23 protein-coding genes are annotated in these 22,923 nt (G+C 66.8%); 13 read left to right on the top strand and 10 right to left on the bottom strand.

Annotation, left to right across the window (positions count from 1 at the left end):
• Window positions 1-63: 63 nt before the first annotated feature.
• Window positions 64-792, bottom strand: a complete 729-nt coding sequence (gene trmB, locus ACQY78_RS16890) for a tRNA (guanosine(46)-N7)-methyltransferase TrmB (RefSeq protein WP_428676925.1) — start codon at window positions 790-792, stop codon at window positions 64-66.
• A 19-nt stretch (window positions 793-811) separates the two neighbouring features.
• The gene (locus ACQY78_RS16885) at window positions 812-2,356 is read right to left on the bottom strand and encodes an acetolactate synthase large subunit (RefSeq protein ID WP_428676924.1); all 1,545 of its coding nucleotides are present in this window, start codon (window positions 2,354-2,356) and stop codon (window positions 812-814) included.
• A 179-nt stretch (window positions 2,357-2,535) separates the two neighbouring features.
• On the opposite strand from ACQY78_RS16885, the gene ACQY78_RS16880 reads away from it, so the two are divergent.
• Window positions 2,536-2,964 (top strand): hypothetical protein, encoded by a 429-nt coding sequence (locus ACQY78_RS16880; RefSeq protein ID WP_428676922.1) that lies wholly within the window; start codon window positions 2,536-2,538, stop codon window positions 2,962-2,964.
• A 65-nt stretch (window positions 2,965-3,029) separates the two neighbouring features.
• Here ACQY78_RS16880 and ACQY78_RS16875 read toward each other — a convergent pair whose 3' ends face one another.
• Window positions 3,030-4,223: a M20 aminoacylase family protein gene (locus tag ACQY78_RS16875; protein ID WP_428676920.1), complete on the bottom strand. Its 1,194-nt coding sequence runs from the start codon at window positions 4,221-4,223 to the stop codon at window positions 3,030-3,032.
• Between the two features lie 114 nt (window positions 4,224-4,337).
• Here ACQY78_RS16875 and ACQY78_RS16870 point away from each other — a divergent pair, with 114 nt between their 5' ends.
• The 4 genes from ACQY78_RS16870 to ACQY78_RS16855 all read left to right on the top strand — a co-directional run bounded on the left by ACQY78_RS16870 (window position 4,338) and on the right by ACQY78_RS16855 (window position 7,181).
• Window positions 4,338-5,144, top strand: coding sequence for a glutathione S-transferase family protein (locus ACQY78_RS16870; RefSeq protein ID WP_428676918.1), 807 nt, complete (start codon window positions 4,338-4,340; stop codon window positions 5,142-5,144).
• A 70-nt stretch (window positions 5,145-5,214) separates the two neighbouring features.
• Complete coding sequence (hisA, locus tag ACQY78_RS16865) at window positions 5,215-5,943, top strand: 1-(5-phosphoribosyl)-5-[(5-phosphoribosylamino)methylideneamino]imidazole-4-carboxamide isomerase (RefSeq protein WP_428676917.1); 729 nt, start codon at window positions 5,215-5,217, stop codon at window positions 5,941-5,943.
• A 5-nt stretch (window positions 5,944-5,948) separates the two neighbouring features.
• Complete coding sequence (gene hisF / locus ACQY78_RS16860) at window positions 5,949-6,722, top strand: imidazole glycerol phosphate synthase subunit HisF (RefSeq protein WP_428676915.1); 774 nt, start codon at window positions 5,949-5,951, stop codon at window positions 6,720-6,722.
• An 87-nt stretch (window positions 6,723-6,809) separates the two neighbouring features.
• Window positions 6,810-7,181: a phosphoribosyl-ATP diphosphatase gene (locus ACQY78_RS16855; protein ID WP_422032868.1), complete on the top strand. Its 372-nt coding sequence runs from the start codon at window positions 6,810-6,812 to the stop codon at window positions 7,179-7,181.
• A 173-nt stretch (window positions 7,182-7,354) separates the two neighbouring features.
• On the opposite strand, the gene ACQY78_RS16850 is transcribed toward ACQY78_RS16855, so the two are convergent.
• From ACQY78_RS16850 to ACQY78_RS16835, 4 genes are read right to left on the bottom strand one after another with little or no spacing between them, the layout of a single operon-like run.
• A complete protein-coding gene (locus ACQY78_RS16850) occupies window positions 7,355-8,206 on the bottom strand; it encodes a hypothetical protein (protein ID WP_428676914.1) in 852 nt (283 codons plus the stop codon).
• Window positions 8,203-8,871, bottom strand: coding sequence for an ABC transporter ATP-binding protein (locus tag ACQY78_RS16845; RefSeq protein WP_428676912.1), 669 nt, complete (start codon window positions 8,869-8,871; stop codon window positions 8,203-8,205). Before ACQY78_RS16845 ends, ACQY78_RS16850 begins: the two co-directional genes overlap by 4 nt.
• Window positions 8,872-8,874: 3 nt before the next feature.
• On the bottom strand, window positions 8,875-10,086 hold the full coding sequence (locus tag ACQY78_RS16840) for an ABC transporter permease (protein WP_428676911.1): 1,212 nt from the start codon (window positions 10,084-10,086) through the stop codon (window positions 8,875-8,877).
• A gap of 11 nt (window positions 10,087-10,097) precedes the next feature.
• The gene (locus tag ACQY78_RS16835; RefSeq protein ID WP_428676909.1) at window positions 10,098-11,933 is read right to left on the bottom strand and encodes a YncE family protein; all 1,836 of its coding nucleotides are present in this window, start codon (window positions 11,931-11,933) and stop codon (window positions 10,098-10,100) included.
• Between the two features lie 133 nt (window positions 11,934-12,066).
• Between ACQY78_RS16835 and ACQY78_RS16830 the strand changes: the two genes are divergently transcribed.
• Window positions 12,067-12,759, top strand: a complete 693-nt coding sequence (locus ACQY78_RS16830; RefSeq protein ID WP_428676907.1) for a hypothetical protein — start codon at window positions 12,067-12,069, stop codon at window positions 12,757-12,759.
• Between the two features lie 48 nt (window positions 12,760-12,807).
• Here ACQY78_RS16830 and ACQY78_RS16825 read toward each other — a convergent pair whose 3' ends face one another.
• Entirely contained in the window at window positions 12,808-13,116 is a 309-nt protein-coding gene (locus tag ACQY78_RS16825; RefSeq protein ID WP_428676905.1) for a hypothetical protein, read from the bottom strand.
• A 106-nt stretch (window positions 13,117-13,222) separates the two neighbouring features.
• Here ACQY78_RS16825 and ACQY78_RS16820 point away from each other — a divergent pair, with 106 nt between their 5' ends.
• From ACQY78_RS16820 to ACQY78_RS16805, 4 genes are read left to right on the top strand one after another with little or no spacing between them, the layout of a single operon-like run.
• Complete coding sequence (locus tag ACQY78_RS16820) at window positions 13,223-13,624, top strand: histidine triad nucleotide-binding protein (protein ID WP_428676904.1); 402 nt, start codon at window positions 13,223-13,225, stop codon at window positions 13,622-13,624.
• The gene (locus tag ACQY78_RS16815; RefSeq protein WP_428676902.1) at window positions 13,621-14,670 is read left to right on the top strand and encodes an alpha/beta hydrolase family protein; all 1,050 of its coding nucleotides are present in this window, start codon (window positions 13,621-13,623) and stop codon (window positions 14,668-14,670) included. The genes ACQY78_RS16820 and ACQY78_RS16815 overlap by 4 nt, the downstream gene beginning before the upstream one ends.
• A gap of 50 nt (window positions 14,671-14,720) precedes the next feature.
• Entirely contained in the window at window positions 14,721-15,587 is an 867-nt protein-coding gene (locus ACQY78_RS16810; protein ID WP_428676900.1) for a TauD/TfdA dioxygenase family protein, read from the top strand.
• Window positions 15,588-15,628: 41 nt separating this feature from the next.
• Window positions 15,629-17,221 carry an FAD-binding oxidoreductase gene (locus tag ACQY78_RS16805; RefSeq protein ID WP_428676898.1) on the top strand — a complete coding sequence of 531 codons (1,593 nt, stop codon included), beginning with the start codon at window positions 15,629-15,631 and terminating at the stop codon, window positions 17,219-17,221.
• A gap of 10 nt (window positions 17,222-17,231) precedes the next feature.
• Here the strand turns inward: ACQY78_RS16805 and ACQY78_RS16800 are convergent, their stop codons facing one another.
• The gene (locus ACQY78_RS16800) at window positions 17,232-17,723 is read right to left on the bottom strand and encodes a hypothetical protein (protein WP_428676897.1); all 492 of its coding nucleotides are present in this window, start codon (window positions 17,721-17,723) and stop codon (window positions 17,232-17,234) included.
• Between the two features lie 133 nt (window positions 17,724-17,856).
• Between ACQY78_RS16800 and ACQY78_RS16795 the strand changes: the two genes are divergently transcribed.
• The gene (locus ACQY78_RS16795; protein ID WP_428676895.1) at window positions 17,857-18,639 is read left to right on the top strand and encodes a hypothetical protein; all 783 of its coding nucleotides are present in this window, start codon (window positions 17,857-17,859) and stop codon (window positions 18,637-18,639) included.
• 2 nt (window positions 18,640-18,641) lie between these two features.
• On the opposite strand, the gene ACQY78_RS16790 is transcribed toward ACQY78_RS16795, so the two are convergent.
• Window positions 18,642-20,264: a YifB family Mg chelatase-like AAA ATPase gene (locus ACQY78_RS16790; protein ID WP_428676894.1), complete on the bottom strand. Its 1,623-nt coding sequence runs from the start codon at window positions 20,262-20,264 to the stop codon at window positions 18,642-18,644.
• Between the two features lie 150 nt (window positions 20,265-20,414).
• On the opposite strand from ACQY78_RS16790, the gene ACQY78_RS16785 reads away from it, so the two are divergent.
• Both ACQY78_RS16785 and ACQY78_RS16780 read left to right on the top strand, forming a co-directional pair.
• Window positions 20,415-21,614 carry an acyl-CoA dehydrogenase family protein gene (locus ACQY78_RS16785; protein ID WP_428676892.1) on the top strand — a complete coding sequence of 400 codons (1,200 nt, stop codon included), beginning with the start codon at window positions 20,415-20,417 and terminating at the stop codon, window positions 21,612-21,614.
• A gap of 10 nt (window positions 21,615-21,624) precedes the next feature.
• Complete coding sequence (locus ACQY78_RS16780) at window positions 21,625-22,920, top strand: aspartate aminotransferase family protein (RefSeq protein ID WP_428676891.1); 1,296 nt, start codon at window positions 21,625-21,627, stop codon at window positions 22,918-22,920.
• The last annotated feature ends 3 nt before the right edge of the window (window positions 22,921-22,923 follow it).

Here is a 22,923-nt window from a genome sequence, read left to right as displayed (position 1 = left end):
CCTGACCCCTCCGCCCCTTCGGGGCACCTCCCCATTTGAATGGGGAGGAAAGCTACTTAGAGGTCAGCGCCGTCTCAGCCGCAGGAAGACCGGCTTGTGGCCGGCCAGCATTTTCTGTTCGTAGCGGGTGCCGGGCCAGTCGGCGGGACGGCCGCGCCAGTCCGCCGGGCTTTCGGCCAACCACTCGAAGTCGGGATGCCGACAGGCATGCTCAACCATCCAGGGCAGGTAGCTCGGATCGTCGGTGGCGAGCCGCAGCTCGGCGCCCGGCTTCATCAACCGGGCCAGCACGTCGAGGTTGGAGCGCTGCACGAACCGGCGCTTGTGGTGGCGCGTCTTGGGCCACGGGTCGGGAAACAGCACGAAGGCGCGCGACAGCGATTGCGGCGGCAGCGCCTGCATCACGAAGCGGGCGTCGTCGGTGAACAGCCGGATGTTCGACACGCCGGTCCGCTCGATATGCGCCAAGCACTTGGCGACGCCGTTGATGTAAGGCTCGCAGCCGATCAGCCCAACCGAGGGATGGTGCTCGGCCTGCCAGACGAGATGCTCGCCGGCGCCGAAGCCCACTTCCAGCCACACGCCATCGGCCGGCAGCGCGCCCCCGAAAGCCTGCGCGAGATCGATCTTCGCAGCACTCTCGGCGACCTCGTTGTCGGGCGTGACGATGGGTTCGGCGGGCAGGGCGACGGCGAGGCGAGGCAGCAGCGTGTCGAGCAGCGACTGCTGCCCGGCCCGCAGTTTCTTGCCCCGTCGACGACCATGCAGCGTGCGTCGGCGGGCTTCTTCCATGATGTGAGTCTCGGTCGCCCTACATGATCACGTCGATGAGGTACGGGCCCTTGTGCGACATGGCGTAGGTGAGCTGCTTGGTCAGCTCCTCCAGGTTGGTCGCCTTGCCGTTCGGCACGCCCATGCCCTTGGCCAGATCCGTGAACTGCAGGGTCGGCCGATCGAGCGTCAGCATGTCGATGGCGCGCGGGCCGGGGTTGGCGGCGCCGACATCGGCCAGCTGGCTGTAGAGGATGTTGTAGGAGCGGTTCGAGAAGATCATCACGCAGACGTCGAGATTCTCGCGCGCCATCGTCCACAGCGACTGGATCGTATACATCGCCGAGCCGTCGCCGATCATGCAGATGACCTTGCGGTCCGGGCAGGCCACGGCCGCACCGACGGCGACGGGACCGCCGAAGCCGATCGAGCCGCCCATGTTGTTCAGCCAGTCGTGCGGCGGAGCGCCGGCGCTGAACGGGAAGAAGCCGCGGCCGGTCGTGACCGATTCGTCGACCACGATCGCGCCTTCCGGCATCGTGGCGCCCAGTGCCTGGCCGAGACCGTCGAGCGTGAACTTGCCGGTCGGACGCTCCGGACGGCTGGGCTGCGCGATGCCTTCCGGCTCCACGTTCATGGCGTCCAGTTCCATCGCCAGCGCCTCGAGCGAACCGATCGGATCGCCTTCGACCGGGCAGAGCGTGGAGATCTCGCAATCGTCCGGCGACAGAACGGAGGGCTTGCCCGGATAGGCAAAGAAGGCGAACGGCGCCTTGGCGCCGCACAGCACCATCTGCTTGGTGCCCTTGAGCTGGGCCAGCGCGTTCTCGACCACGAAGTGCAGGCGCAGGACCGGAATACGGCCGGCGCCACGCTCGATACGCGCCGTACCGCCGGCGCCCTGGACCTTGCAGCCCGTCTTGGCGGCGATCTTGCCGGCCAGTTCGAGGCCGCGGGCGCGCAGGGCGCGGCCGCCGATGAAGAGCATCGCGCCCGGCATCTTGAGCGCCTTGGCCGCGGCCACGACGGTCTCCTGGGAGGGCTTGTCCGGGGCCGGAGCGGCCGGCGTTTCGGCCGGGCCGTCGGCTTCGCCCCAGGCGGTGTCGGCCGGCAGGATCAGGGTCGCGATCTGGCCTGGTGCCACGTTCGCGGCCTGGATCGCCAGCGCCCCGTCGGCAGCGACCGTCTTGGAGGTCGGCGACGTCTTCACCCAGTGCGAGAAGGGACGCGCGATGCCTTCGATGTCGGCGGTGAGTGGGGTGTCGTACTTGATGTGATAGAGCGCGTGCTCGCCCACGATATTGACCACGCCCGAGCCCGCCTTCTTGGCGTTGTGCAGGTTGGCCGCCGCATTGGCGAGGCCGGGACCCAGATGCAGCAGGGTCGAGGCCGGCTTGTCGGTCATGCGGTAATAGCCGTCGGCCGCGCCGGAACAGACGCCTTCGAACAGGCCGAGCACGCAGCGCATGCCCTCGACCCGGTCGAGCGCGCCGACGAAGTGCATCTCGGAGGTGCCGGGGTTGGCGAAACAGACCTCGACGCCGCCCTTGACCAAGGTGCGGACCAGACTTTCAGCTCCGTTCATCGACTTTCCCCAAAACGCGGATGATTCAAATTCGGCGGCACCCTAGGCCAGTCGCGCCGTTAACCCAAGGCTTTGCAATTCCCGAGAATTTCGCTTTTCGAACGTTCCTGCTTCATTCTCAAGGTCTTGTTTGCTACACTTGAAGCATTATTTGAATTCTTAAGAACGAAAGACTTTTCATGAGCCATTCGGGCCCCTCCGAGAGCTCGGCCGACGCACTTTTCGTCGTCGGCACGGATCTCGTCGAATTCGACCGCAGCGATCTGCCGATCTACGCCACGCCTGCCTCGCGCTGGGGGGAAGCCGGTGCGGAGACGGTTTTCTATGGCGCGCCGCTCGACCGCCTGTTCGGCGAGCCAGGCGAGGTTTTCGTCGATGGTGGTCCCGGGACTGGAGCGGACACGCTCCCCTCGCTCGGCGAAGATGCGTTGGTCGTGCTGAGCGATCTGTCGGATGGGGTGATGCTGCCCGCCAGCGACCAGCCCTCGCCGATGCACGAAAGCGCCACCGTCTACGATTTCGCCGCCGACACCCATGTCGTCCTGCATGTTCAGGACGGCTCGAACTGGGATCAGGCCGATGCCGGGTGGTCTTTCGACCACCACTAGGCCGAGCGAAGCTCGACCTGCCGCCTCCCCGTTTGAACGGGGAGGCCAGCTCACGAAAACGCCCTCTAGGCGGCGTCGCCCAACTCAAGCTGGACGAGGTTCATCCAGTAGGCCGCCCCGGTCGTCAGGATCTGGTCGTTGAAGTCGTAGAGCGGCGAATGCACGTTCTGGCAGCCGCCCTCACCCGCGCCGCCGTTGCCGATCATGATGTAGGCGCCCGGCTTCTTCTCGAGCATGAAGGCGAAATCCTCGGCCCCGGCGAGCGGTGAGGTGTTCGCCTCGACATGCTCGCGGCCGACCGTCAGGGCCGCGGCCTCGACGGCGACCGCCGTCTGCTCGGCGGCGTTGACCAGCGCGGGATAGCGACGGTGATACTTGGAGATCGCCTCGCAGCCGCCGGCCTGGGCGATGCCCGCCGCGACCTCGGCCAGCCGCCGCTCCAGCAGGTTGCGCACGTCGGCCGAGAAGCTGCGGGCGGTGCCGCGGATCAGCACCTCCGACGGGATCACGTTGGGCGAACCCGGCGTGCCGGCCGCGATATGGCCGACGCTCAGCACCGCGGCCTGGCTCGACGGCACGTTGCGGCCGACGATGCCCTGCACCGCGACGATGAACTGGGCCGCCACGAAGGTCGGATCGGTGCCGCGATCGGGCATCGCGCCATGGCCGCCGGTTCCCTTGAAGGTGACTTCCCAACTGTCGGACGAGGCCAGCATCGCGCCGGTCCGGATGGCGAAGTGGCCGACCGGGAAGCCCGGCATGTTGTGCATGCCGTAGACCACGTCGCACGGGAACTTCTCGAACAGGCCTTCCTCGATCATCACGCGCGCGCCGCCGAGACCTTCTTCGGCGGGCTGGAAGATGAAGTGCACCGTGCCGGCGAAGTCGGGTGCCGCCGCGAGCTGCTTGGCCGCACCCAGCAGCATCGTCGTATGCCCGTCATGACCGCAGGCATGCATCTTGTTCGGGATCGCCGAGGCGTAGTCGAAGTCGTTCTTTTCCTGCAGGTGCAGCGCATCCATGTCGGCGCGCAGCCCGATCGTCTTCTGGCCCGGCCGGTTGCCCTTCAGGGTGCCGACGACGCCGGTCGTGGCCAGGCCACGATGCACCTTGAGGCCCCACGCGGTGAGCTTGTCGGCCACGATCTGGGCGGTCCGCTCCTCCTCGAAGGCGGTTTCGGGGTGGCGATGGATGTCGCGACGGATGGCGGTGAGATCGGCCAGGTCGTCGGCGAGAAGATCGGGGGTGTAACGGGTCATGACCGAAGATTAGCTTGCGCGGCCGAGGCCCGTCGAGCCGCGAAACATCGCCACCCGGTTGTAGGTACCGCAGGCATCCTGCAGAGTTCGCTGCTCCTTCATCCAGGAACGGTCATGACAGAGTCCGCCAAGCTCTCCGGAGCAAAACCCCGCCTCTATCAGACGCCGTCGTCCTACTATTCGATGATCGCGCGACTCGCGCTCGCCGAGGGCGACGTCGCCTATGAGCGCGTCTTCGTCGACATTCACTACCGGTTGAGCCAGCAGCAGCCGGACTATGTGCGGCTCAATCCGGGCATGACCGTGCCGACGCTGGTGCTGGGGGATCGCGCCCTCGTCGAGAGTCGCGACATCGCCGAGTATGCGCTGGGCGCCGCGACCGACGCCGAGACGAAAGCCTGGGTCGACCTCCATTATGGCTATCCAATCGAGGAATTGACCTTCGGCGGAATTCTCGCCCGCAATCCCCTGGCCCGGATCATGATCCCGAAGCGACTGGAAGCGGCCCGCCGCCAGCTCCTCGCCCACGCCGCCGAGAACCCCGACCTCTCTTCCGTCTACGAGGCGCGCGCCGCGGTGTTTGCCGGTCGGATCAAGGCGTTCGAACCGGACGCCGTCGTGGCGCTTTCGCAGCGGCGTCGCACCGAGGCCATCGGCTTCATGGATCGGCTGGAGCATGCGCTGCAAGACGGTCGCCCGGTGCTGGTTCCGCCCGCCTATGGCGTCGCCGATGTGGTCTGGACTGTCTTCCTCGGGCGCATGGAGTTCGCCGGTCTCGGGGCGGAAATCCCGAAGCGGCCAGCACTTGCGCGATATTGGGCCGCCCTGCAGGCGCGTCCGAGCTTTTCCGCTGCTGACATCTGGACGAAGTTTCATGTCGGCCGCCTGATCGGCGGAATTCTGGGCTTCGGCAGGAACTGAGGCGACGGATCGTCCGAGAGGCAGGCCAGGGGTGGCGTCCCTGCCCGCAACGCGCTAAAGCCGCGCCGCCATGATCCTTTTCCCCGCGATCGACCTCAAGGACGGCAAGTGCGTGCGCCTTCTCCGCGGCGACATGCAGCGAGCCACCGTGTTCAACGACAGCCCGGCCGCCCAGGCCAAGGCCTTTGCCAATGCCGGCTGCGAGTGGCTGCATCTGGTCGACCTCAACGGCGCGGTCGAGGGCCATCCGGTCAACCGGGCGGCGGTCGAGACCATCCTCAAGGAAATCGACGTCCCGACCCAGCTGGGCGGCGGCATCCGCACCATCGAGAGCATCTCGCAGTGGTTCGACGCCGGGGTGAAGCGGATCATCCTGGGCACGATCGCGGTCAAGGAGCCGGGCCTCGTGAAGGCCGCCTGCAAGCAGTGGCCGGGCCGCATCGCGGTCGGCATCGATGCCCGCGAGGGCATGGTCGCGGTCGACGGCTGGACCAAGCAGAGCACGGTGCGCGCGCTCGACCTCGCCCTGCGCTTCGAGGATGCCGGCGTCTCGGCCATCATCTACACCGACATCGATCGCGACGGCGCCATGGGCGGCGTCAATGTCGACGCGACGGTCACCCTAGCCCAGCATCTCACGACACCGGTCATCGCCTCGGGCGGCGTCAGCTCGCTCGACGACCTGCGCGAACTGCGCCCGACCGAAGAGTTCGGCATCATCGGCGCCATCGTCGGCCGCGCGCTCTATGACGGTCGCGTGACGGTGCCCGACGCGATCCGCGTGCTGAAGGGCGAGTAGCGGCCATGCTGAAGGTCCGCATCATCCCCTGCCTCGACGTGAAGGACGGCCGCGTCGTGAAGGGCGTGCAGTTCGTGGGCCTGCGCGATGCCGGCGACCCGGTCGAGCAGGCGCGCATCTACGACGCCGCCGGTGCCGACGAACTCACCTTCCTCGACATCACCGCAAGCCACGAAAACCGCGACACCATCCTGGACGTGGTCGGACGCACGGCGGAGCAATGCTTCATGCCGCTGACGGTGGGCGGCGGCGTGCGCCAGGTCGAGGATATCCGCCGCCTGCTGCTGGCCGGCGCCGACAAGGTCTCGATCAATTCGGCCGCGGTGGCGCGGCCCGAGTTCGTGCGCGAAGCGGCCGAAAAATACGGCGACCAGTGCATCGTCGTGGCGATCGACGCGCGCAGCAGCGGTCCCGGCAAATGGGAAGTCTTCACCCATGGCGGCCGCAAGGGCACTGGTCTCGACGCCGTCGAGTGGGCTCGGCGCATGGCGGAGTCGGGCGCCGGCGAGATCCTTCTCACCTCGATGGACCGTGACGGCACCAAGTCGGGCTTCGATCTCGAGCTGACGCGCGCGGTTTCGGATGCTGTGCCTGTGCCGGTCGTAGCCTCGGGCGGCGTCGGCACGCTCGATCACTTCGTCGACGGCGTCATCAAGGGTGGCGCTTCGGCGGTGCTTGCCGCTTCGATCTTCCACTTCGGCGAATTCACCATCGCGCAGGCGAAGGAACATCTCGCGCGAGCCGGCGTTCCGGTACGACAATTCTCGCGCGCTGCATAATTTTCGCGTAATGTTCCGGACGCCCGCTCAAGAGGCGCGTTCAAGTTTTTTCGATCGCCCATCCCCCTGGGCGACGGAGTTCCCCGGATGGCGAAAAAGAAGAAACCGAAGAAGGCCCAGCGGCCGAACATCGTGACGATCGATGAGCACGTGCTCGATCGCCTGTATCTCGTCATCGACAGCCGCAAGGGCGCCGATCCCGAGACCTCCTACACCGCGCGCCTGTTTAGCCGGGGCCGTCAGCAGATTGCCAAGAAGCTCGGCGAGGAAGCCGTCGAGGCGCTGATCGAGGGTATTCAGGGCGACAAGCCCAAGCTGATCGCCGAGAGCGCCGACATGCTCTATCACCTGCTGACTCTGTGGGCCGCCGTCGGCGTGCAGCCGAAGTCCGTATGGGACGAACTCGCCCGCCGCGAAGGCCTCTCCGGCATCGCCGAGAAGGCGTCCCGCAAGCGATAACGCCACCGAAAGCAAGGTTGAGTTAGTCGCAACCTGTCGTCCTGAGCGCAGCGAAGGACCTCACGGAACGACCGAAGTACTCCGTAGCTGGCGTTAGATCCTTCGCTTCGCTCCAGAGTGGGGGTTACCCCGCTCGCGATGACAGCGCGGCGTAATTGTCTTCGTTTGCCCGCTCAATGCGGCGGCATCGGAATGAAGATCGGCGGCGTGCGGGTCGACTTGCTGCGCGCCTTGATGTCCTCGTCGTTGGCGCCGTGCGGCTTCAGATACACGTAGTAGGGTGTGCGCCGTTCGACGACGTCGTTGCCCGGCTGGGCCTTCTCGCTGACCAGCAGGTCCGACTGGATGCGGACATGCATGTAGCCCGGGATCAGCTCGGCCCAGTTCTGAATGTCGGGCGTGAAGAGGACGTCGAACGTGTAACCGTCGACGACCTTCACGACGCCCCAGCTCACGCCCTCGGCCGGCCGTGACGGCACCTGCTGCCAGACCATGCCTGCCTGCACGTAGACGGCAACGGCGTTCAGCATGACGTAGAGCGGACCGGTCTGGCTGACGTTCTGCAGGAACAGCGTCATGCGGTACGACTTGCCGTCGGGCTCGTAGGAGATTCCCTTCAGCTCGACATAGAGCGAGCGCATCGCGGTGTTCTCGAGCAGCAGCCGAGCCTGTCGCGCCTCGCGCAGAGCGCGTGCCTGGTACAGGCCGACGCCGGCATCGACCGCGAAGCCCGTCAGCAGCAGCATGACCAGCCCGACCAGCACCGGCGACCGCCAGAGATCGAATCGCCGGCCGAGCTTTACGGCGACGCTGGCCGGCGCCTCGACCTTGCGCGGTGCGGCCTCACGCAGCTCGTTCAGCAGGCCGCCCTGCGCCTGCGGAGTCTCAACTGGCGTCGCAGCGCCCAGGCGCCGGCGCAGCACACGCACCTCTGACTGGGCGGCGCCGAGCTGGCGGCGCAGATCGGCGATCAGCGCATCCTTGTCCGGCCCGGGCGCCCCGGGATCGGTGGGAGCCCCGCTCATGGCACGATCGCGCCGTGGGCGATGTGCACGATCTGCTCGGCCTGTTCGGCCAGCGCCAGATTGTGCGTGACCAGGATCAGGGTCGTGCCGCGCTCGCGGTTGACCGCCAGCAGCTCGTCCATGATTTCGATCTCGGTCTGCTCGTCGAGATCGGAGGTCGGCTCGTCGGCCAGAATCAGCGCCGGCTCGTTGATCAGCGCGCGGGCGATCACCGCCCGCCGCTGCTCGCCGGCCGATACTTCCGACGGATAGGCGTCGAGATGGTCGCCCAGACCCATCTGGCCGAGCAGTGCCGCCGCCCGGGCATAGGTCGCGGAGGATTTCCCGCCGCCCCCCAGCATCGCCGGCAGGGCGACGTTGTCGACCAGGCGCAGGGTCGGCAGGAGGCTGGCGAACTGGAAGACATAGCCGATTCGTTTGTTTCGGAAAGCCGCCAGTGCGTTCTCCGACAGGCTCCAGATGTCGGTGCCGTCGACCGTCACCTGGCCCTGCGACGGCCGGCTGAGACCGCCGATCATCGCCATCAGCGACGACTTGCCCGACCCGGAACGCCCGATGATCGCGGCGTAGCGGCCGGTCGCGATCTCGAGATCGATGCCGGCCACCGCCGCCACCTCGCCGCGTTCGGTCACATAGTCCTTGCGCAGGCCGCGGCAGGTGAGCATCGCCTAGCCTTCCCCGCGCACGAGATCATAGGGATCGCGGCGGCTGGCGCGCCAGGCGGGATAGAGCGAGCCCAGGGCGCCGATGATCGAGGCCATCACCACCGCCGCCACCGCGACGATCACGATGCGCGGCCCGTCGAGCCAGACGAACGGCACGCCGATATTCTCGAGGTAATAGACCAGCGAGCGCTCGTAGAGGCGCATCACCAGGACACCCAGCGCAACACCCAGCACGCCGCCGGCGCCGGTGGCGATGACCGCCTCGATCACCATCATGCCCACGATCTGGCCGCGCCGCGCGCCGATTGCCTTGAGGAGACCGAGTTCGCCGCGCCGTTCGGTGACGATCGCCGAGAAGAGCACGCTCACCATCAGGGCGGTGCTGGCGAACATCAGCACCATCAAGGCGAGGATGCCGTTCAGAAGCGCGGCCAGCCCCTGGCGGATGCCGCTCATCGTCGAATCGCCGGTCACGACCTTGACGCCCTTGAGAGTCGAGAGAATGGCGAAGCGCGCCTGCAGCGGCGTGGCGCCCGGCGCCAGCTCGACGAGGAAGCCGCTCACCTTGCCCTTCTGCAGCACGGCGGGCGGACCGCCGCCATGCCCGTGCACCGAGCCGGCAAGAGCTTCGAGCGTGTCGAACGTCATGAAGACGCCGCGCTCATGCGTGCCGACGCCGGTCTTTCCCAGCCGGCCGTAGACTGTATGAGCCTTGCCGAAGATCAGCAGCTCCGATCCGAGTGCGGCGTCTCGGCCGGCTCCCAGGATCACGTCGCCCGGCCTCATGTCGCGATTGATCTTCTCGACCAGCCAGGGCCGCACCGTGAAGTCCAGCGCGGGATCGAAGCCGATGAGATCGACCGAATCGTGATGGCTGCCGATGCCCGAGTGCTCCACCCGCGCGATCTTCTGCGGCGCGGCGCGGCTCACGCTGGCGAGGCCGGCCTTGGCGAACAGGTCCTGGTCGAGCACGAGGTCGGTGGGCTCGACGGTGAGCAGCGCGGCGGTGATGTTGGTCAGCGCGCCTTCGGGCACCGCCATCATGTCCGCGCCCAGCCGCGTGAAGCCCACCGCCATGCTGCTGTCGATGCTGCGCATCAGCGTGGCGCCGGTGAACACGACCCCGCTGGCCACGGCCACGGCCATGATCAGCAGGAGGCTGCGCGCCTTGCGGCGCCCGAGATTCTGCAGCGCCAGGCTGGCGAGCAGCCTCAAAGCGTGCCCACTCAGAGCGTACAGGAGCGCGTGTGCTTCATGTGCTCCAGCTTGGTCGGGATGATCACGCAGTCATGATGCCCGCCGTTGCTCGGCAGGATGCCGATCAGCGTATCGGTCGCGGTCTCGATGACGGCGATGCCGGTCGACTGGCGCTGGAAGCCGCTGAACGGCGTCAGCACGTATTTGCCGTCATAGGTGATGGCCGGCGTCTGCAGGTCGGGCCCGATGCCCTGGATCTCCTTGAGGATCGTCCAGGTCTTGGTGTCGATCACCATGATGCCGCTATAGGCCGGCGACGGATGCAGGATGGACAGATAGAGCTTCGAGCTGTCCATCGAGAAGACCATGTGGAACGGATTGGGATACTTGCCGCGCCACAGCGGATCCTCGACATGCGCGATCTTGCGCCACTTGGTCGGGTCGGGATCGCTGCAGGAAAAGATCGAGCAGTTGTTTTCCCGCAGGTTGTTCATCATCACGAGGAACTTGCCGTCGGGCGAGAAGCCGATCTCGTGTCCCGGCGAGTGGATCTTGTCGAACACGACCTGCCACGTGTCCTTGTCGATCTGCTCGACCTTGTACTGATCCTGCGAATCCTTGTTGAACTGCAGGAAGGCGGCCGGCTCGAAATTCTTTTCGGGATCGAGAATGCAGATGCCGCCGCACAGGCGCACGACCGTCGCGGCCCAGCGGCCTTCGGGATGCCAGACCGTGCCGTCGGCGCCGGTGAGTGTAAGCGGCGCTTCGCCGGGCAGCGATCCCTCCTCGACGAACAGTTCGCCCATGGGCACCATTTCCCAGTCGATCTTGTTGCCCTTGGTGCCTCGCAGATTGTAGAGGCCGGTCTTCTCGTCGGGATAGATCTTCTTGATGGTAAGCGTGCCGCCCTTGATCCAGGCTTCGCGCAGGTCGGGCACGTTCGGCGTCCAGTCGAACCGGAGCGCGGCCTTCACCTTCGAGGTGGTGCGGTCGAAGCAGGCGGCGATGTCCTTCTGCCCGTCGGTCACGAAATAGGACTGGGCGTCCTTCGGGTTGACGGTGACGTGCACGCCGAGGCCGAGGCCGGTCGTCTCCGACACGTTCTCGATCATCTGCATCTGCGTGCCGTCATAGCGCACGCGGTAGATGTTGGTGCCGCCCGGCACGTTCTCCGCCGTCACATTCGTCGGGATGCCGTAGATCAAAGAGTTCTGGCCGCCCTGCGTCGAGTTCACGAACTCGAAGCCGTGCGTAGGATCGGAACTCGGGAAGGCGCAGAGATGATGGCTGATCGGATTGTAGTCGCCATAGTTCCAGTACCAGATCGACCCCAGCACGCGGTTGGAGTTGAGATCGATCGCATAGGTGCCGCCGCCCATCTTGGTCGGCAGCAGCGCCACCCAGTTACCGAGGCTCTGGCCCCTGATGTCGGCGCGCGAGTCGACGACTTCGCGGGTGATCGGCGATTGCTGCGCGCCGGTGCCGGCCGCGCGGATGATTCCGTTGTCCGTCGAGGATCCGCCGTTCATGGCGCTGTAGCCCAGCACGGCGACTTCGGCGGCGGCCGCGGTGCCGACGGCGACGTTCAGCATCGTGCGCCGGCTGACCTTCGTCTTGACCTTGGGCTTGGCCGCCTCTTCGCGGGCTTTGCGCGTCGCCTGCTCGTGCTTGGCGACGAGATAGGCCTGGAATTCCTCGCGGTCCTTCGCGAGGACCTCTTCGTTGCGCTTCAGGAATTCGTCGATCGAGCCTTTGCGGGCCGGCAGGTTCGATTCCGAACCTTGTTCGAGCGGGGCGATGAGGGGCGGGACGCTTGCGTCAGAACAAACCTTCGGGACGGGTGTCTCTCGGGTGGGCTCAGTCATCGGCTGCTCTCCCCTCTTTTCTTAGTGCGCGAAGTCTAAGCACGACTCCTATCGAAACGCATTCGCAATTTGCAGTCGAGGTCGCTGAATTCATCCCGCAATGCGAGTAGGCTTTTCGCGAAGGAGTACGTCGATGGACTACGCCGTGATCATCAGTGCCATCGTGCTCGGCCTTTCCGTGCTGGCCACGGCGGCGAAGTTCATCGACTGGTTTCTCCATTCCGATCCCAAGACGATGGTGCGCACCGTCCGTTGGATGATGTTGCTGCTGGTGATCGTGGCCATTCCGCTTCTGGTGACGATGATCGTGCGCGAACAGTATGCCGGCGCGATGCTGCTGGGCGCCGTGATGATCATCGTGCCGACATTCCTGAAGTGGCGCGCGATCCTCATTCCGCTGCGTGCTGCCTTCGGACAGTTCCGACGCAAGCCCAAGCCCTTCGAGATGCCGCCGGTCTGGGAAGAGCCGGCTTCTCGCGATCCGCGTGCGCTGCAACATGCGGCCGCTCTGCTCGAAGCCTATCTGAAGCAGACTGCGCCGATGGCTTCCCCGCAATGGCAGCTATCAGCTCCCGCAGTCGGCGATGACAGTGACGGCATGTCGGTGAAGGAGGCGCTCGACGTGCTTGGCCTGCTGGAGGGCACCGACCTCGCCAGTGTCCACACCGCGCATCGTCGCCTGATGCGTGGCGCCGATCCCGATGCCGGCGGTTCGCCCTATCTCGCGGCCAAGATCGACGAGGCCCGCGACGTACTTGTCGGCGTCCTGCGCCGACACGCGAAGCCTGTCGAAAACCCCGGGCGTCCGCGACTCCTCAAAGGCTGACGGCGAGTTGCCTCCCCATTTTGAATGGGGAGGCGAAGATTAATGACGTCAGTCGCGGAAAACCGCGAGATGAAAGGGCCGCTTCGCCGGCTTGCCGGCCACGTCATAGGTGTGGACGTTCATCTTCATCGGGTCGCCCATTAGCCCGACGGTGCAGAAGCCGGGCTCCACCGCTTCCTGTTCGGTGCTGCCGATCACGCAGGAGAAGTTGGTCTTGGCTTCCTTCTGCAACGGCACCTTCCAGGTGATGACGTACTGATTGGCGCCCACCAGCTCGCACTTGTCGATCATGTAGCCGCGCGCGATCGATCCATCGGCCGCGATCACGCAGGCCAGACGCTTTTCGAACTCCGTCATGTGTCGAACCTTCCCTATAGTGCCGCTTCATTCAGTGGGGCGCCGCGCCATGCGATTAACACGCTCGCCGCGTAGCGTCATTGCAGCAAGCACCCGGAGTACCTCTATGTCCGATTCGATGATCCCCGCCTATGACCGCACCAACGTCTTCGCCCGCATCCTGCGCGGCGAGCTGCCGTGCAAGAAAGTGTACGAGGACGACTTCGCGCTGGCCTTCCATGACATCGCGCCGCTGGCACCGATACATGTGCTGGTGATCCCGAAGGGCGAATACATCAGCCAGGCCGATTTCGGCACCAAGGCACCGCCCGAGATGATCGTCGGCTTCTGGCGCGCCGTGTCGAAGGTCGCGCGCGAGCTCGGTCTCGATGCCGAGGGCTATCGCATCGTGGCCAATCACGGGCCCAATGGCGGCCAGCTGGTGTTCCATTTCCATGTCCACATCTTCGGCGGCCGCACCATGAGCCATGCCATGGGCAGCATGCCCCATCAGGACAACGCCGGTTGATCCGGCGTCGCGCCCTGCTGGCCGCCGGCATTCTCGCGCCCGGTGCGGCGTGGGCGCAGAAGCGGACGCAGCCGCCGCCGCCGGAAAGCGGCTGGTACGCCAGGGGCAAGACCAAGGAGCGACCGTTGCAGTTCGCCGGCCGCGGCGGTGTCACCCTGGCCGGCACGCTGCTGATGCCGCTGTTCAGCGAGATCCAGTATGTGCCGGGCATCGTGCTGGTCGCCGGCAGCGGCCCGACCGACCGCAACGGCAACAACCCCCTGGCGCCCGAGCGCATCGACCTGCTGAAGGACATCGCCGAGCTGCTGGCACGCAACGGCATCGCCTCGCTGCGCTACGACAAGCGCGGCATCGGCCAGTCGACGCCGCGGCCGCGCGGTTCGCTTGAGGAGCAGGAAGCCTTCTTCGCCTGGGACAATTTCGTGGGCGACGTCGAGGCCGCGCATGCCGAGCTGCTGCGCCACGACGAGATCAAGCCCTACGCCACCGCCCTGCTGGGTCACAGCGAGGGCGGCTTGCTGGCCCTCGCGGCCAGCCGGTCGCTGGCAGCGAAGAAGCTGCATGCGCTGGTGCTGGCCGCCACGCCGGGCCGCAAGCTCGAAGACATCCTGCGCGCCCAGATCGCACGCGGCGCGCCGCCGGCGTTGCGGCTTCCCACCGACCGCGCGATCGCCGCCATCCTGGAGACGGGCCGCGTCCCCAACAACCTGCCGCCGGAACTGCAGCTCCTGTTCCCGATCTATGCCGGGCCGTTCCTGCAGAGCCTGCTGTCCTTCGATCCCGCGATCATGCTGGCCGAGAGCCGAATGGCCTGCCTCCTCGTGCAGGGCGGCGCCGACCGGCAGGTCGTGCCGATGGAGGACGTCCAGCCGCTGATCGATGCGCTGCGCACCCGTAACGTCTCGGGCGAAGCCGTCGTGATCCCCCAGGTCAGCCACAATCTGAAGACCGTGGCCGATCCGCTCGATCCGGGGTTCGGCGGGCCGCTCTCGCCGGCGGTCGCTGAGGCCTTGCTGAAGTGGCTGGTCGCGGCGCTGGGTGCTTGATCGTTCCTGCCGGCCGGCCGATCATCGCGCCGAGACACGGAGGCAATGAAATGAGCGTGACTGTGCGGCCGGTGACCGAGTCGGTCGGGGCGGAAATTCTCGGCGTCGATCTGCGCAACTTCAGCGACGAGGAGTTCGCCGCGATCGAGAGCGCCTGGTACGCGCATTCGATGATCTTGCTGCGCGGCCAGCAGCTCAGCGACGATCATCTCCTGGCCTTCAGCCGCCGCTTCGGCGAGCTCGACCCGCCGCCCAACCAGGAACGCGGCCGCATCAGCCCGCCGGGCTATCCCGATATCTATGTCGTGTCGAACGTGCTCGACACCAAGGGCGATCCGATCGGCGCCCTGGGCGACGGCGAAGCGGTCTGGCACACCGACATGAGCTATCTCGACGTGCCGCCCGACGCGTCGATGCTCTACTCGCTGGAAATCCCGCCGACCGGCGGCAACACCTGGTTCACCAGCATGCAGGCCGCGTGCGACGCCCTGCCGGCGAGCCTGCGCGCCAAGATCGAGGGCCGCAGGGTGAAGCACGACGGCACCTACAATTCCGGCGGCTTCCTGCGAAAAGGAGTCACGCCGACCGACGATCCGATGGTCGCGCCCGGCGCCTGGCATCCGGCGATCCTGCGCCACCCGGTCAATGGCCGTGCCACGCTCTATCTCGGCCGGCGGCGCAATTCCTATGTCGAGGGCTACACGAAAGCCGAATCCGACGCGGTGCTGGAAGAACTGTGGGCGCATGTCACCCAGCCGCGCTTCGTCTACCAGCATGTCTGGAAGCTGGGCGACCTGGTGATGTGGGACAATCGCTCGACCATGCATCGCCGCGATCCGTTCGACAAAACGGCGCGGCGCATCATGCATCGCACGCAGATCAAGGGGACGACGAAGCCGCTCGCCTTCGCGGCCTAAAAAGCAAAAAGACGACAAATGAAGAAAAGACCGGAGGAAACATGCGGCGGCAGAAGAAGTTCTATGCCTGGGGTTACGCCGACGAGGACCTGACCGCCGACGAGATTCGGCCGTGGGAGGCCGAGATCGCCCAGCGCTACGGCCTCTTCGGTTTCGACGTGATCCCGCCGCCCAAGGCCGACGAGATCACGTTGCGCAAGAGCCGCGTCGATGTCCCCGCGGCGCTGCAGGCGATGGTGCGCACCGATCACCTGACGCGGCTGGAACACAGCTACGGCAAGGCGGGCTTCGACACGCTGCGCATGTTCATGCGCTCCGTGCCCAACCCGCCCGACGCGGTGGCCTTCCCGGAAAGCGAAGAGGACATCGTGAAGGTCCTCGACTGGTGCGACCGCATCGGCGCCAAGGCGATCCCCTATGGCGGCGGCTCCTCCGTCGTGAAGGGCATCGAGCCCTCGGCCGCCTTCGACAAGGTCGTGACCATCTCGACGCGTCACATGGACAGAGTGCTGGAGGTCGATGCGGTGAGCCAGGCCGCGCGCATCCAGGGCGGCATCTACGGGCCGGCGATCGAGGATGCGCTGCGCGACACGCCGTTCACCATGCGCCACTACATGCAGGCCTATCGCTGCTCGACCCTGGGCGGCTGGATCGCCACGCGCTCGGGCGGCCACTACGCCACGCTTTACACCCATATCGACGATTTCGTGGAAAGCACCCGGGTCGTGACGCCCGAGGGCACGCTGGAAACCCGCCGCCTGCCCGGTTCCGGCGCCGGCCCCAGCCCCGACCGGATGTTCATCGGCTCCGAGGGCATTTTGGGCATCATCACCGAAGCCTGGGTGCGCCTGCGCAAGAAGCCGACCTTCCGCGCCTCCGCCAGCGTGCGCTTCCGCGACTTCTATACAGGCGCCGACGCGGTGCGCGACATCACGCAGGCCGGCCTCTATCCCGCCAACTGCCGCCTGCTCGAGGCGCGCGAGGCGCTGCCCGGCATCCCGTGGAGCAACGAGGAGGCCGTGCTCGTCCTGGCCTTCGAATCGCCCGACCATCCGCTCGACGCCTGGATGAAGCGCGCGCTGGAGATCTGCGCCGCCCATGGCGGCGTCGCCGACCGGAGCGACGACGACGAGAATGCACACCGCTCCGGTGCGGCCGGCGCCTGGCGCAACAAGTTCATCCGCGCGCCGCACTATGGCGAGCATGCGGTGGCCCGCGGCATCCTGTCCTCGACCTTCGAGACCTCGATGACCTGGGAGCGCACCCGCGACTTCCACGCGAAGATCACGAAGATCGCCAAGGACACGATCAAGGCGGTGACGGGCCGCGAGGGCACGGTCACCTGCCGCTTCACCCACGTCTATCCCGACGGACCGTGTCTCTACTTCACCTTCGGCGGCCTGTTCGACCCGAAGAAGGATGCGCTGGCGCAGTTCATGGAAGTCCTGTCGACCTGCACCGCCGCGACCGTGGAGCATGGCGGCACGACCACGCACCATCACGCGGTGGGCCGCTTCCACCGGCCCTTCTACGACAGGCAGCGCCCCGAGCTGTTCGCCCGGGCGCTGCGCGGCGCCAAACGGGAGCTGGATCCGAAGGGGATGATGAATCCCGGTGTGTTGATCGATCCCTGACGCAGGGTGGTCAGTGCGCGACCGCGACCGATCGCGGCAGGAAGAAGAACATGACCAACACGTGACGGACGAGCAGCAGCGCGCCCACGCCCACGAAGACCAGGCCGGCGGCGACAAGATAGTCGTCGACCTCGCCGGTGTAGATGATGGTGTTGGGAATCTTGATCAGTTCGATGCAGATCTCGGCCATCAGGCCGATGCAGAGCTGGCCGACGCCGTAATTGTGACAGACGTGATCGATCGCCAGCTGCCACTGTTCGTCCTGCACTTCGAGCAGGCCGAAGATCTCGCGCAGGGTCTTCCGTTCTTCGAGAACGACACCCCAGCCGATCATGATGATGCCGATGCCGGTGACGATATCCATCTCCTCCTTCATGTCCGGCTTGACCCAGAGTACCTTGGACACTTCGAACAGAGTGATGACCATCGGGATACAGATCACGAGCGAGATGAGTCCGATCATGTACCGCGACGTCAGAAGAAGCATAAGCGTACGAATCATGGGATGGGCCTTTGCAGCAGGATCGCCGGCCGGGTACGACCGTGATCAACCCTAGTCGAGCGCTTTGTTCGGGAGCAATCTCTGATATTGCGCTTGCACTGAAGCCGCCGCTCTCAACCGCCGATATCGGATCATGATCGACTGGCTGTACTCACTTCCCGAGACCCTCGTGCTGGTGGCCGGCGCGCTCGTGATGGCGGGCGCGATCCTCGCCTTGCCGTCGCTGGTGCATCGGCTGCCCTATCTGCGGACCAGCAACGAGAGCAACGACTTCGTGCTGCGCATGCAGGCGACGTTGTTCACCATGACGAGCCTCGTGCTGGCGTTCACCCTGGTCGAGGCGGAGAGCAATTTCCGCAAGGCCGATTCGCTGGTGGCAACCGAGGCGTCGCAGATCAACCGGCTCGACCGGCTGCTCAACCGATATGGTGACGAATCGGTTACGGAACTTCGGCTCAACCTGCTGGCCTATGCGAAGGCAATCGTGGATGACGAGTGGCCGGCGATGCTGCGCGGCGAACGCAGCGACAAGGTTCGCCTCGCCTTCGCGCCCCTGTCGCGGGGCATCTTCGAGATCGAGCCCCGGCCCGGCCGCGAGACGACGATCTATGCCGAGATCCTGCGCTCCTTCGACTCGATCGCCGAGTCACGCGATGCCCGGCTCAACGCCGTCTCGCTGTCGTTGCCCGCACCCTACTGGCAGGTCGTGCTGTTCGCCGTCCTCATGCTTTTGTTCATCACCAGCACCCTGCAGCGCAGCGCTTTCCGCGCCTATGTGCTCTCGGCGCAGATGGCCGTGATGGGCGCCTTCATCGGCTTCGTGTTCATCATGGACCAGCCCTTCAAGGGCCAGACCGCGGTGGACGCCCAGCCGCTGCGGCAGACGATCGTCCTGATGGAGAACCGGGACCGGTAGCGTCAGGCGGCCAGCACCGAGCGGGTCTGCGGCCGGCGGTAGCTCAGCGCCTCGGCGATGTGGAGGCGGCGCACGGCGTCTGAGCCGTCGAGATCGGCGAGCGTGCGCGCGACCCTGAGCGTGCGGTGCCAGGCGCGGGCGGACAGGCCGAGACGTTCGGCGGCGCGGGCGAGGAGAGCCCTCCCCTCGGCGTCCGGCTCGGCGATGGCGGCCAGCAGGGCGCCGTCGGTGTCGGCGTTGCAGCGCGGCTTCGACCAGTTGCGGGCGCGGTCGGCCAGCAGGCCGGCGCCCGGATCGGCTTCGATGGCGACCAGCTTTCCCTTGGCATCGAGTTGGGCCAGCCGCTCGCGCTGCACGGTGCGCGCGGCGGCGACACGGGCGGCGATGTCGGCCGAGCTCTCGGCCGGCGGCGGCAGCGCCAAGTCGGCGGCGGCGACGGCCGGCACGTCGATGGTGAGATCGATGCGGTCGAGCAGCGGGCCCGAGAGCTTGGCCTGATAGTCGGCGCCGCAGCGCGGGCCGCGGGCGCAGGCGCGGTTCGGATCCATGAGATGGCCGCAGCGACAGGGGTTCATGGCGGCGACGAGCTGGAAGCGTGCCGGATAGGTGACGTGCGCATTGGCCCGCGCCACCGTCACCCGGCCGCTCTCCAGCGGCTGGCGCAGGGCTTCGAGCGTGGCGCGGTTGAACTCGGGCAGCTCGTCGAGGAACAGCACGCCATGATGGGCGAGCGAGACCTCGCCGGGCTTGACCCGCGTGCCGCCGCCGATCAGCGCCGGCAACGTCGCCGAGTGGTGCGGGTCGCGGAAGGTGCGGCGGCGGCTCAACCGCCCCTCGCCCAGGTCACCGGCCAGCGAGCGTACCATCGAGGCTTCCAGCGCCTCCTCGGCATCGAGCGGCGGCAGCAGACCCGGCAGGCGCGCCGCCAGCATCGACTTGCCCGAGCCCGGCGGCCCGATCATCAGCAGGTTGTGGCCGCCGGCCGCCGCGATCTCGAGCACCCGCTTGGCGCTCTCCTGGCCCTTGATCTCGCTGAGGTCGGGATAGGTCGCGCGGTCGTCGGCCATCAGCGCCTCGGGCGCCGGCAGGGTCTGCTGACCGCGCAGATGGTTGATCAAGGCCAGCAGCGAAGGCGCGGCGATGATCGGCGGCCGTTCGGTGTCCGGGAGGGAGTCGAAGCCACCCCAAGCGGCCTCGCCCCCGCACACCGAAGGGCAGATCACGCCGCGCCCCGCCGCCTGGGCGGCGATCGCCGCCGGCAGGACGCCGGGCACGCGGCAGAGCGAGCCGTCGAGCGCCAGTTCGCCCAGCACCACGAACCCCTCGACGCTCTCGCGTGGCAGCACGCCCAGCGCCGCCAGCAGACCCAGCGCGATCGGCAGGTCGTAGTGGCTTCCCTCCTTGGCGAGGTCGGCCGGCGACAGGTTCACGGTGATGCGCTGCGGCGGCAGGGCCAGCCCCAGCGCCCGGAAACAGGCCCGCACCCGCTCGCGGCTCTCGCCCACCGCCTTGTCCGCCAGCCCGACCACCGCGAAGGCGATGGTGCCCGGCGCCACCAGCACCTGGACGTCCACCGGCAGGACATCGATGCCCTGGAACGCCACCGTCCGAACCGTCGCCTGCATGCAATGCTCCCGTCCTGTATCGGGAACAATTAAAGAACGTATTGGAGATTAGTAAAGCACGTAATAGTTGCAATCTGCTCTGCGGCGCTCCCGTGCTCAACCCGGCCGCGACCCGTGCTAGGTTCCCGGCCGCAAACGCGGGAGAGTTTCGTGACGGCCAAGCAGAAGATCGACGACCTCAATTTCACGCCGCCGGCGGCGATCACCGACCTGGCCGCCAAGGTGAAGGACTTCGTCAAAGACAAGATCGTCCCCTACGAGACCGACCCGCGCTGGACGGCGCACGGGCCGACCGACGAACTGCGGATCGAGATGAACGCGCTGGCCCGCGCGGCCGGCGTGTTCGCGCCGCAGGTGCCGAAGGAATATGGCGGCCAGGCGCTGAGCCAGGTCGGCCGCGCCCATGTCTTCGAGGCGGCGGGCTATTCGATCCTGGGGCCGACGGCCATCCACTGCGCTTCGCCCGACGAGGGCAACATCCACCTGCTCGACGTCGTGGCCCGGCCCGACCAGCGCGAGCACTTCCTGAAGCGCATGGCGACGGGCGAGATCCGCTCGATCTTCTGCATGACCGAACCCGGCGGCGCCGGCTCCGACCCCAGCCTGATGACGACGACGGCGCGGCTGGAGGGCAACGAGTGGGTGATCAACGGCCGCAAGTGGCTGATCACCGGCGCCGAGGGCGCGGGCTGCGCCATCATCATGGCCAAGAACGAGGGCGGGCCGATGGACGGCCACGCCACCATGTTCCTGGCCGACCTGCCAGATCCCGCCATCCGCCTCGAGCGCACGCTCGACACGATGGATTCGAGCTTCACCGGCGGCCACGGCGTGATCGAGATCAAGAACCTGCGCCTGCCGGCCGACGCCGTGCTGGGCGAGATCGGCAAGGGCTTCCGCTACGCCCAGGTCCGGCTCGCCCCGGCCCGCCTCAGCCACTGCATGCGCTGGCTGGGTGCGGCGATGCGCGCCCAGGACATCGCCACCGACTATGCCCGCCACCGCGTCGCCTTCGGCAAGACGCTGGGCGAGCATCAGGGCGTGTCGTTCATGCTGGCCGACAATCTGATGGACATGAACCAGGCGCGGCTGTCGATCTGGCACACCGCCTGGCTGCTCGACCAGGGCGAGCGCGCCTCGAACGAAAGCTCGATGTCCAAGGTGATCTGCTCGGAGGCCTATTTCCGCGTCGCCGACCGCTGCATGCAGATCCTGGGCGGCCTCGGCATCACGCGCGACACGGTGGTCGAGCGCTTCTTCCGCGACTCCCGCGCCTTCCGAATCTACGATGGCCCGTCCGAGGTCCATCGCTGGGCGCTGGGCGCACGCATCGTTTCGGGGAAGATGTAGGACGGAGACCATGAACGCGACGACACCGGCTGACTCACTCGCAGCACGTCGCGACCGCGCTTTCGGCGCCGGCTCGCCCCTCTTCTACAGCACACCCCTGCACATCGTGCGGGGCCAGGGCGTCGAGCTGTTCGACCCCGAGGGGCGGCGCTTCGTCGACATGTACAACAACGTGCCCTGTGTCGGTCACGCCAATCCCCACGTCGCCGAGGCGATGGCGCGCCAGCAGTCGACGCTCAACGTCCACAGCCGCTACCTGCACGAAGGCATCGTGACCTTCGCCGAGCGGCTGGCGGCGCTGCACGGGCCGGAGATCGAGAGCGTGATCTTCTCCTGCTCGGGCACCGAAGCCAACGAGGTGGCGCTGCGCATGACGCGCATGGCGACCGGCAAGGCGGGCATCGTCTGCACCAACGCCACCTATCACGGCAACAGCGAGGCGGTCGGCAAGATGACGCGCATCGGCAACGGCCAGAACACCGCCGGCGACGTGCGCGCGATCCCCTTCCCCGAGATGCTGCGCCCGCTGGTGCCGGGCGCCGGCGAGGACGAATTGTGCGAGGCTTATCTCGACAGGCTGCGGCAGGTCATTCGCAGCTTCGAGGAGGACGGGACGGGCTTCGCGGGCCTGATCGTCTGCTCGATCTTCGCCAACGAAGGCCTGCCCGACGTGCCGCGGGGTTTCATGGCGCGCGCCACGGAGATCGTGCACGAGGCCGGCGGCCTGGTGATCGCCGACGAGGTCCAGGCCGGCTACTGCCGCAGCGGCGTCTGGTGGGGCTACGACGTTCTGGGCTTCAAGCCCGACATCGTGGTCACCGGCAAGCCGATGGGCAACGGCCTGCCGCTGGCCGCCACCGCGGCGAGCCGCAGGCTGATCGAAACCTTCCGGGCCGCCACGCGCTACTTCAACACCTTCGCCTCGAGCCCCCTGCAGGCGGCGGTCGGCATGGCGGTGATCGACGTCATCGAGCGCGACGGACTCGCCGCGAATGTTGCCGCCGTCGGCGCGTTCCTGAAGTCGGCCCTGGCCGAGCGCCAGGGCCGCTTCGCATCGATCGCCGACGTGCGCGGCCACGGGCTGTTCATCGGCGTCGAGATCGCCAAGACGGATGCCGCGCGCGAGCCCGACATGGACAAGGCGGTCGACATCATCAATCGACTGAAGGATCGCGGCTTCCTGACCAGCAATGCCGGCGCCTACAGGAATGTCGTGAAGATCCGGCCACCGCTGGTCTTCACTCAGGGCCACGCCGAAGAATTCATCGTCGCTTTCGATGCCACGATGGCGGAAGTCGACGGCTGAGCC

Source organism: Reyranella sp., assembly GCF_965279625.1.
GTDB lineage: Bacteria > Pseudomonadota > Alphaproteobacteria > Reyranellales > Reyranellaceae > Reyranella.
The sequence above is the reverse complement of the archived record's forward strand: the minus strand, read 5'-3'. Positions and strand labels throughout refer to the sequence as shown.

Coding starts and splice junctions, on each gene's coding strand:
- trmB (WP_428676925.1), bottom strand. CDS start 792: ATGGAAGAAGCCCGCCGACGCACGCTGCATGGTCGTCGACGGGGCAAG.
- ACQY78_RS16885 (WP_428676924.1), bottom strand. CDS start 2,356: ATGAACGGAGCTGAAAGTCTGGTCCGCACCTTGGTCAAGGGCGGCGTC.
- ACQY78_RS16880 (WP_428676922.1), top strand. CDS start 2,536: ATGAGCCATTCGGGCCCCTCCGAGAGCTCGGCCGACGCACTTTTCGTC.
- ACQY78_RS16875 (WP_428676920.1), bottom strand. CDS start 4,223: ATGACCCGTTACACCCCCGATCTTCTCGCCGACGACCTGGCCGATCTC.
- ACQY78_RS16870 (WP_428676918.1), top strand. CDS start 4,338: ATGACAGAGTCCGCCAAGCTCTCCGGAGCAAAACCCCGCCTCTATCAG.
- hisA (WP_428676917.1), top strand. CDS start 5,215: ATGATCCTTTTCCCCGCGATCGACCTCAAGGACGGCAAGTGCGTGCGC.
- hisF (WP_428676915.1), top strand. CDS start 5,949: ATGCTGAAGGTCCGCATCATCCCCTGCCTCGACGTGAAGGACGGCCGC.
- ACQY78_RS16855 (WP_422032868.1), top strand. CDS start 6,810: ATGGCGAAAAAGAAGAAACCGAAGAAGGCCCAGCGGCCGAACATCGTG.
- ACQY78_RS16850 (WP_428676914.1), bottom strand. CDS start 8,206: ATGAGCGGGGCTCCCACCGATCCCGGGGCGCCCGGGCCGGACAAGGAT.
- ACQY78_RS16845 (WP_428676912.1), bottom strand. CDS start 8,871: ATGCTCACCTGCCGCGGCCTGCGCAAGGACTATGTGACCGAACGCGGC.
- ACQY78_RS16835 (WP_428676909.1), bottom strand. CDS start 11,933: ATGACTGAGCCCACCCGAGAGACACCCGTCCCGAAGGTTTGTTCTGAC.
- ACQY78_RS16830 (WP_428676907.1), top strand. CDS start 12,067: ATGGACTACGCCGTGATCATCAGTGCCATCGTGCTCGGCCTTTCCGTG.
- ACQY78_RS16825 (WP_428676905.1), bottom strand. CDS start 13,116: ATGACGGAGTTCGAAAAGCGTCTGGCCTGCGTGATCGCGGCCGATGGA.
- ACQY78_RS16820 (WP_428676904.1), top strand. CDS start 13,223: ATGTCCGATTCGATGATCCCCGCCTATGACCGCACCAACGTCTTCGCC.
- ACQY78_RS16810 (WP_428676900.1), top strand. CDS start 14,721: ATGAGCGTGACTGTGCGGCCGGTGACCGAGTCGGTCGGGGCGGAAATT.
- ACQY78_RS16805 (WP_428676898.1), top strand. CDS start 15,629: ATGCGGCGGCAGAAGAAGTTCTATGCCTGGGGTTACGCCGACGAGGAC.
- ACQY78_RS16800 (WP_428676897.1), bottom strand. CDS start 17,723: ATGATTCGTACGCTTATGCTTCTTCTGACGTCGCGGTACATGATCGGA.
- ACQY78_RS16795 (WP_428676895.1), top strand. CDS start 17,857: ATGATCGACTGGCTGTACTCACTTCCCGAGACCCTCGTGCTGGTGGCC.
- ACQY78_RS16790 (WP_428676894.1), bottom strand. CDS start 20,264: ATGCAGGCGACGGTTCGGACGGTGGCGTTCCAGGGCATCGATGTCCTG.
- ACQY78_RS16780 (WP_428676891.1), top strand. CDS start 21,625: ATGAACGCGACGACACCGGCTGACTCACTCGCAGCACGTCGCGACCGC.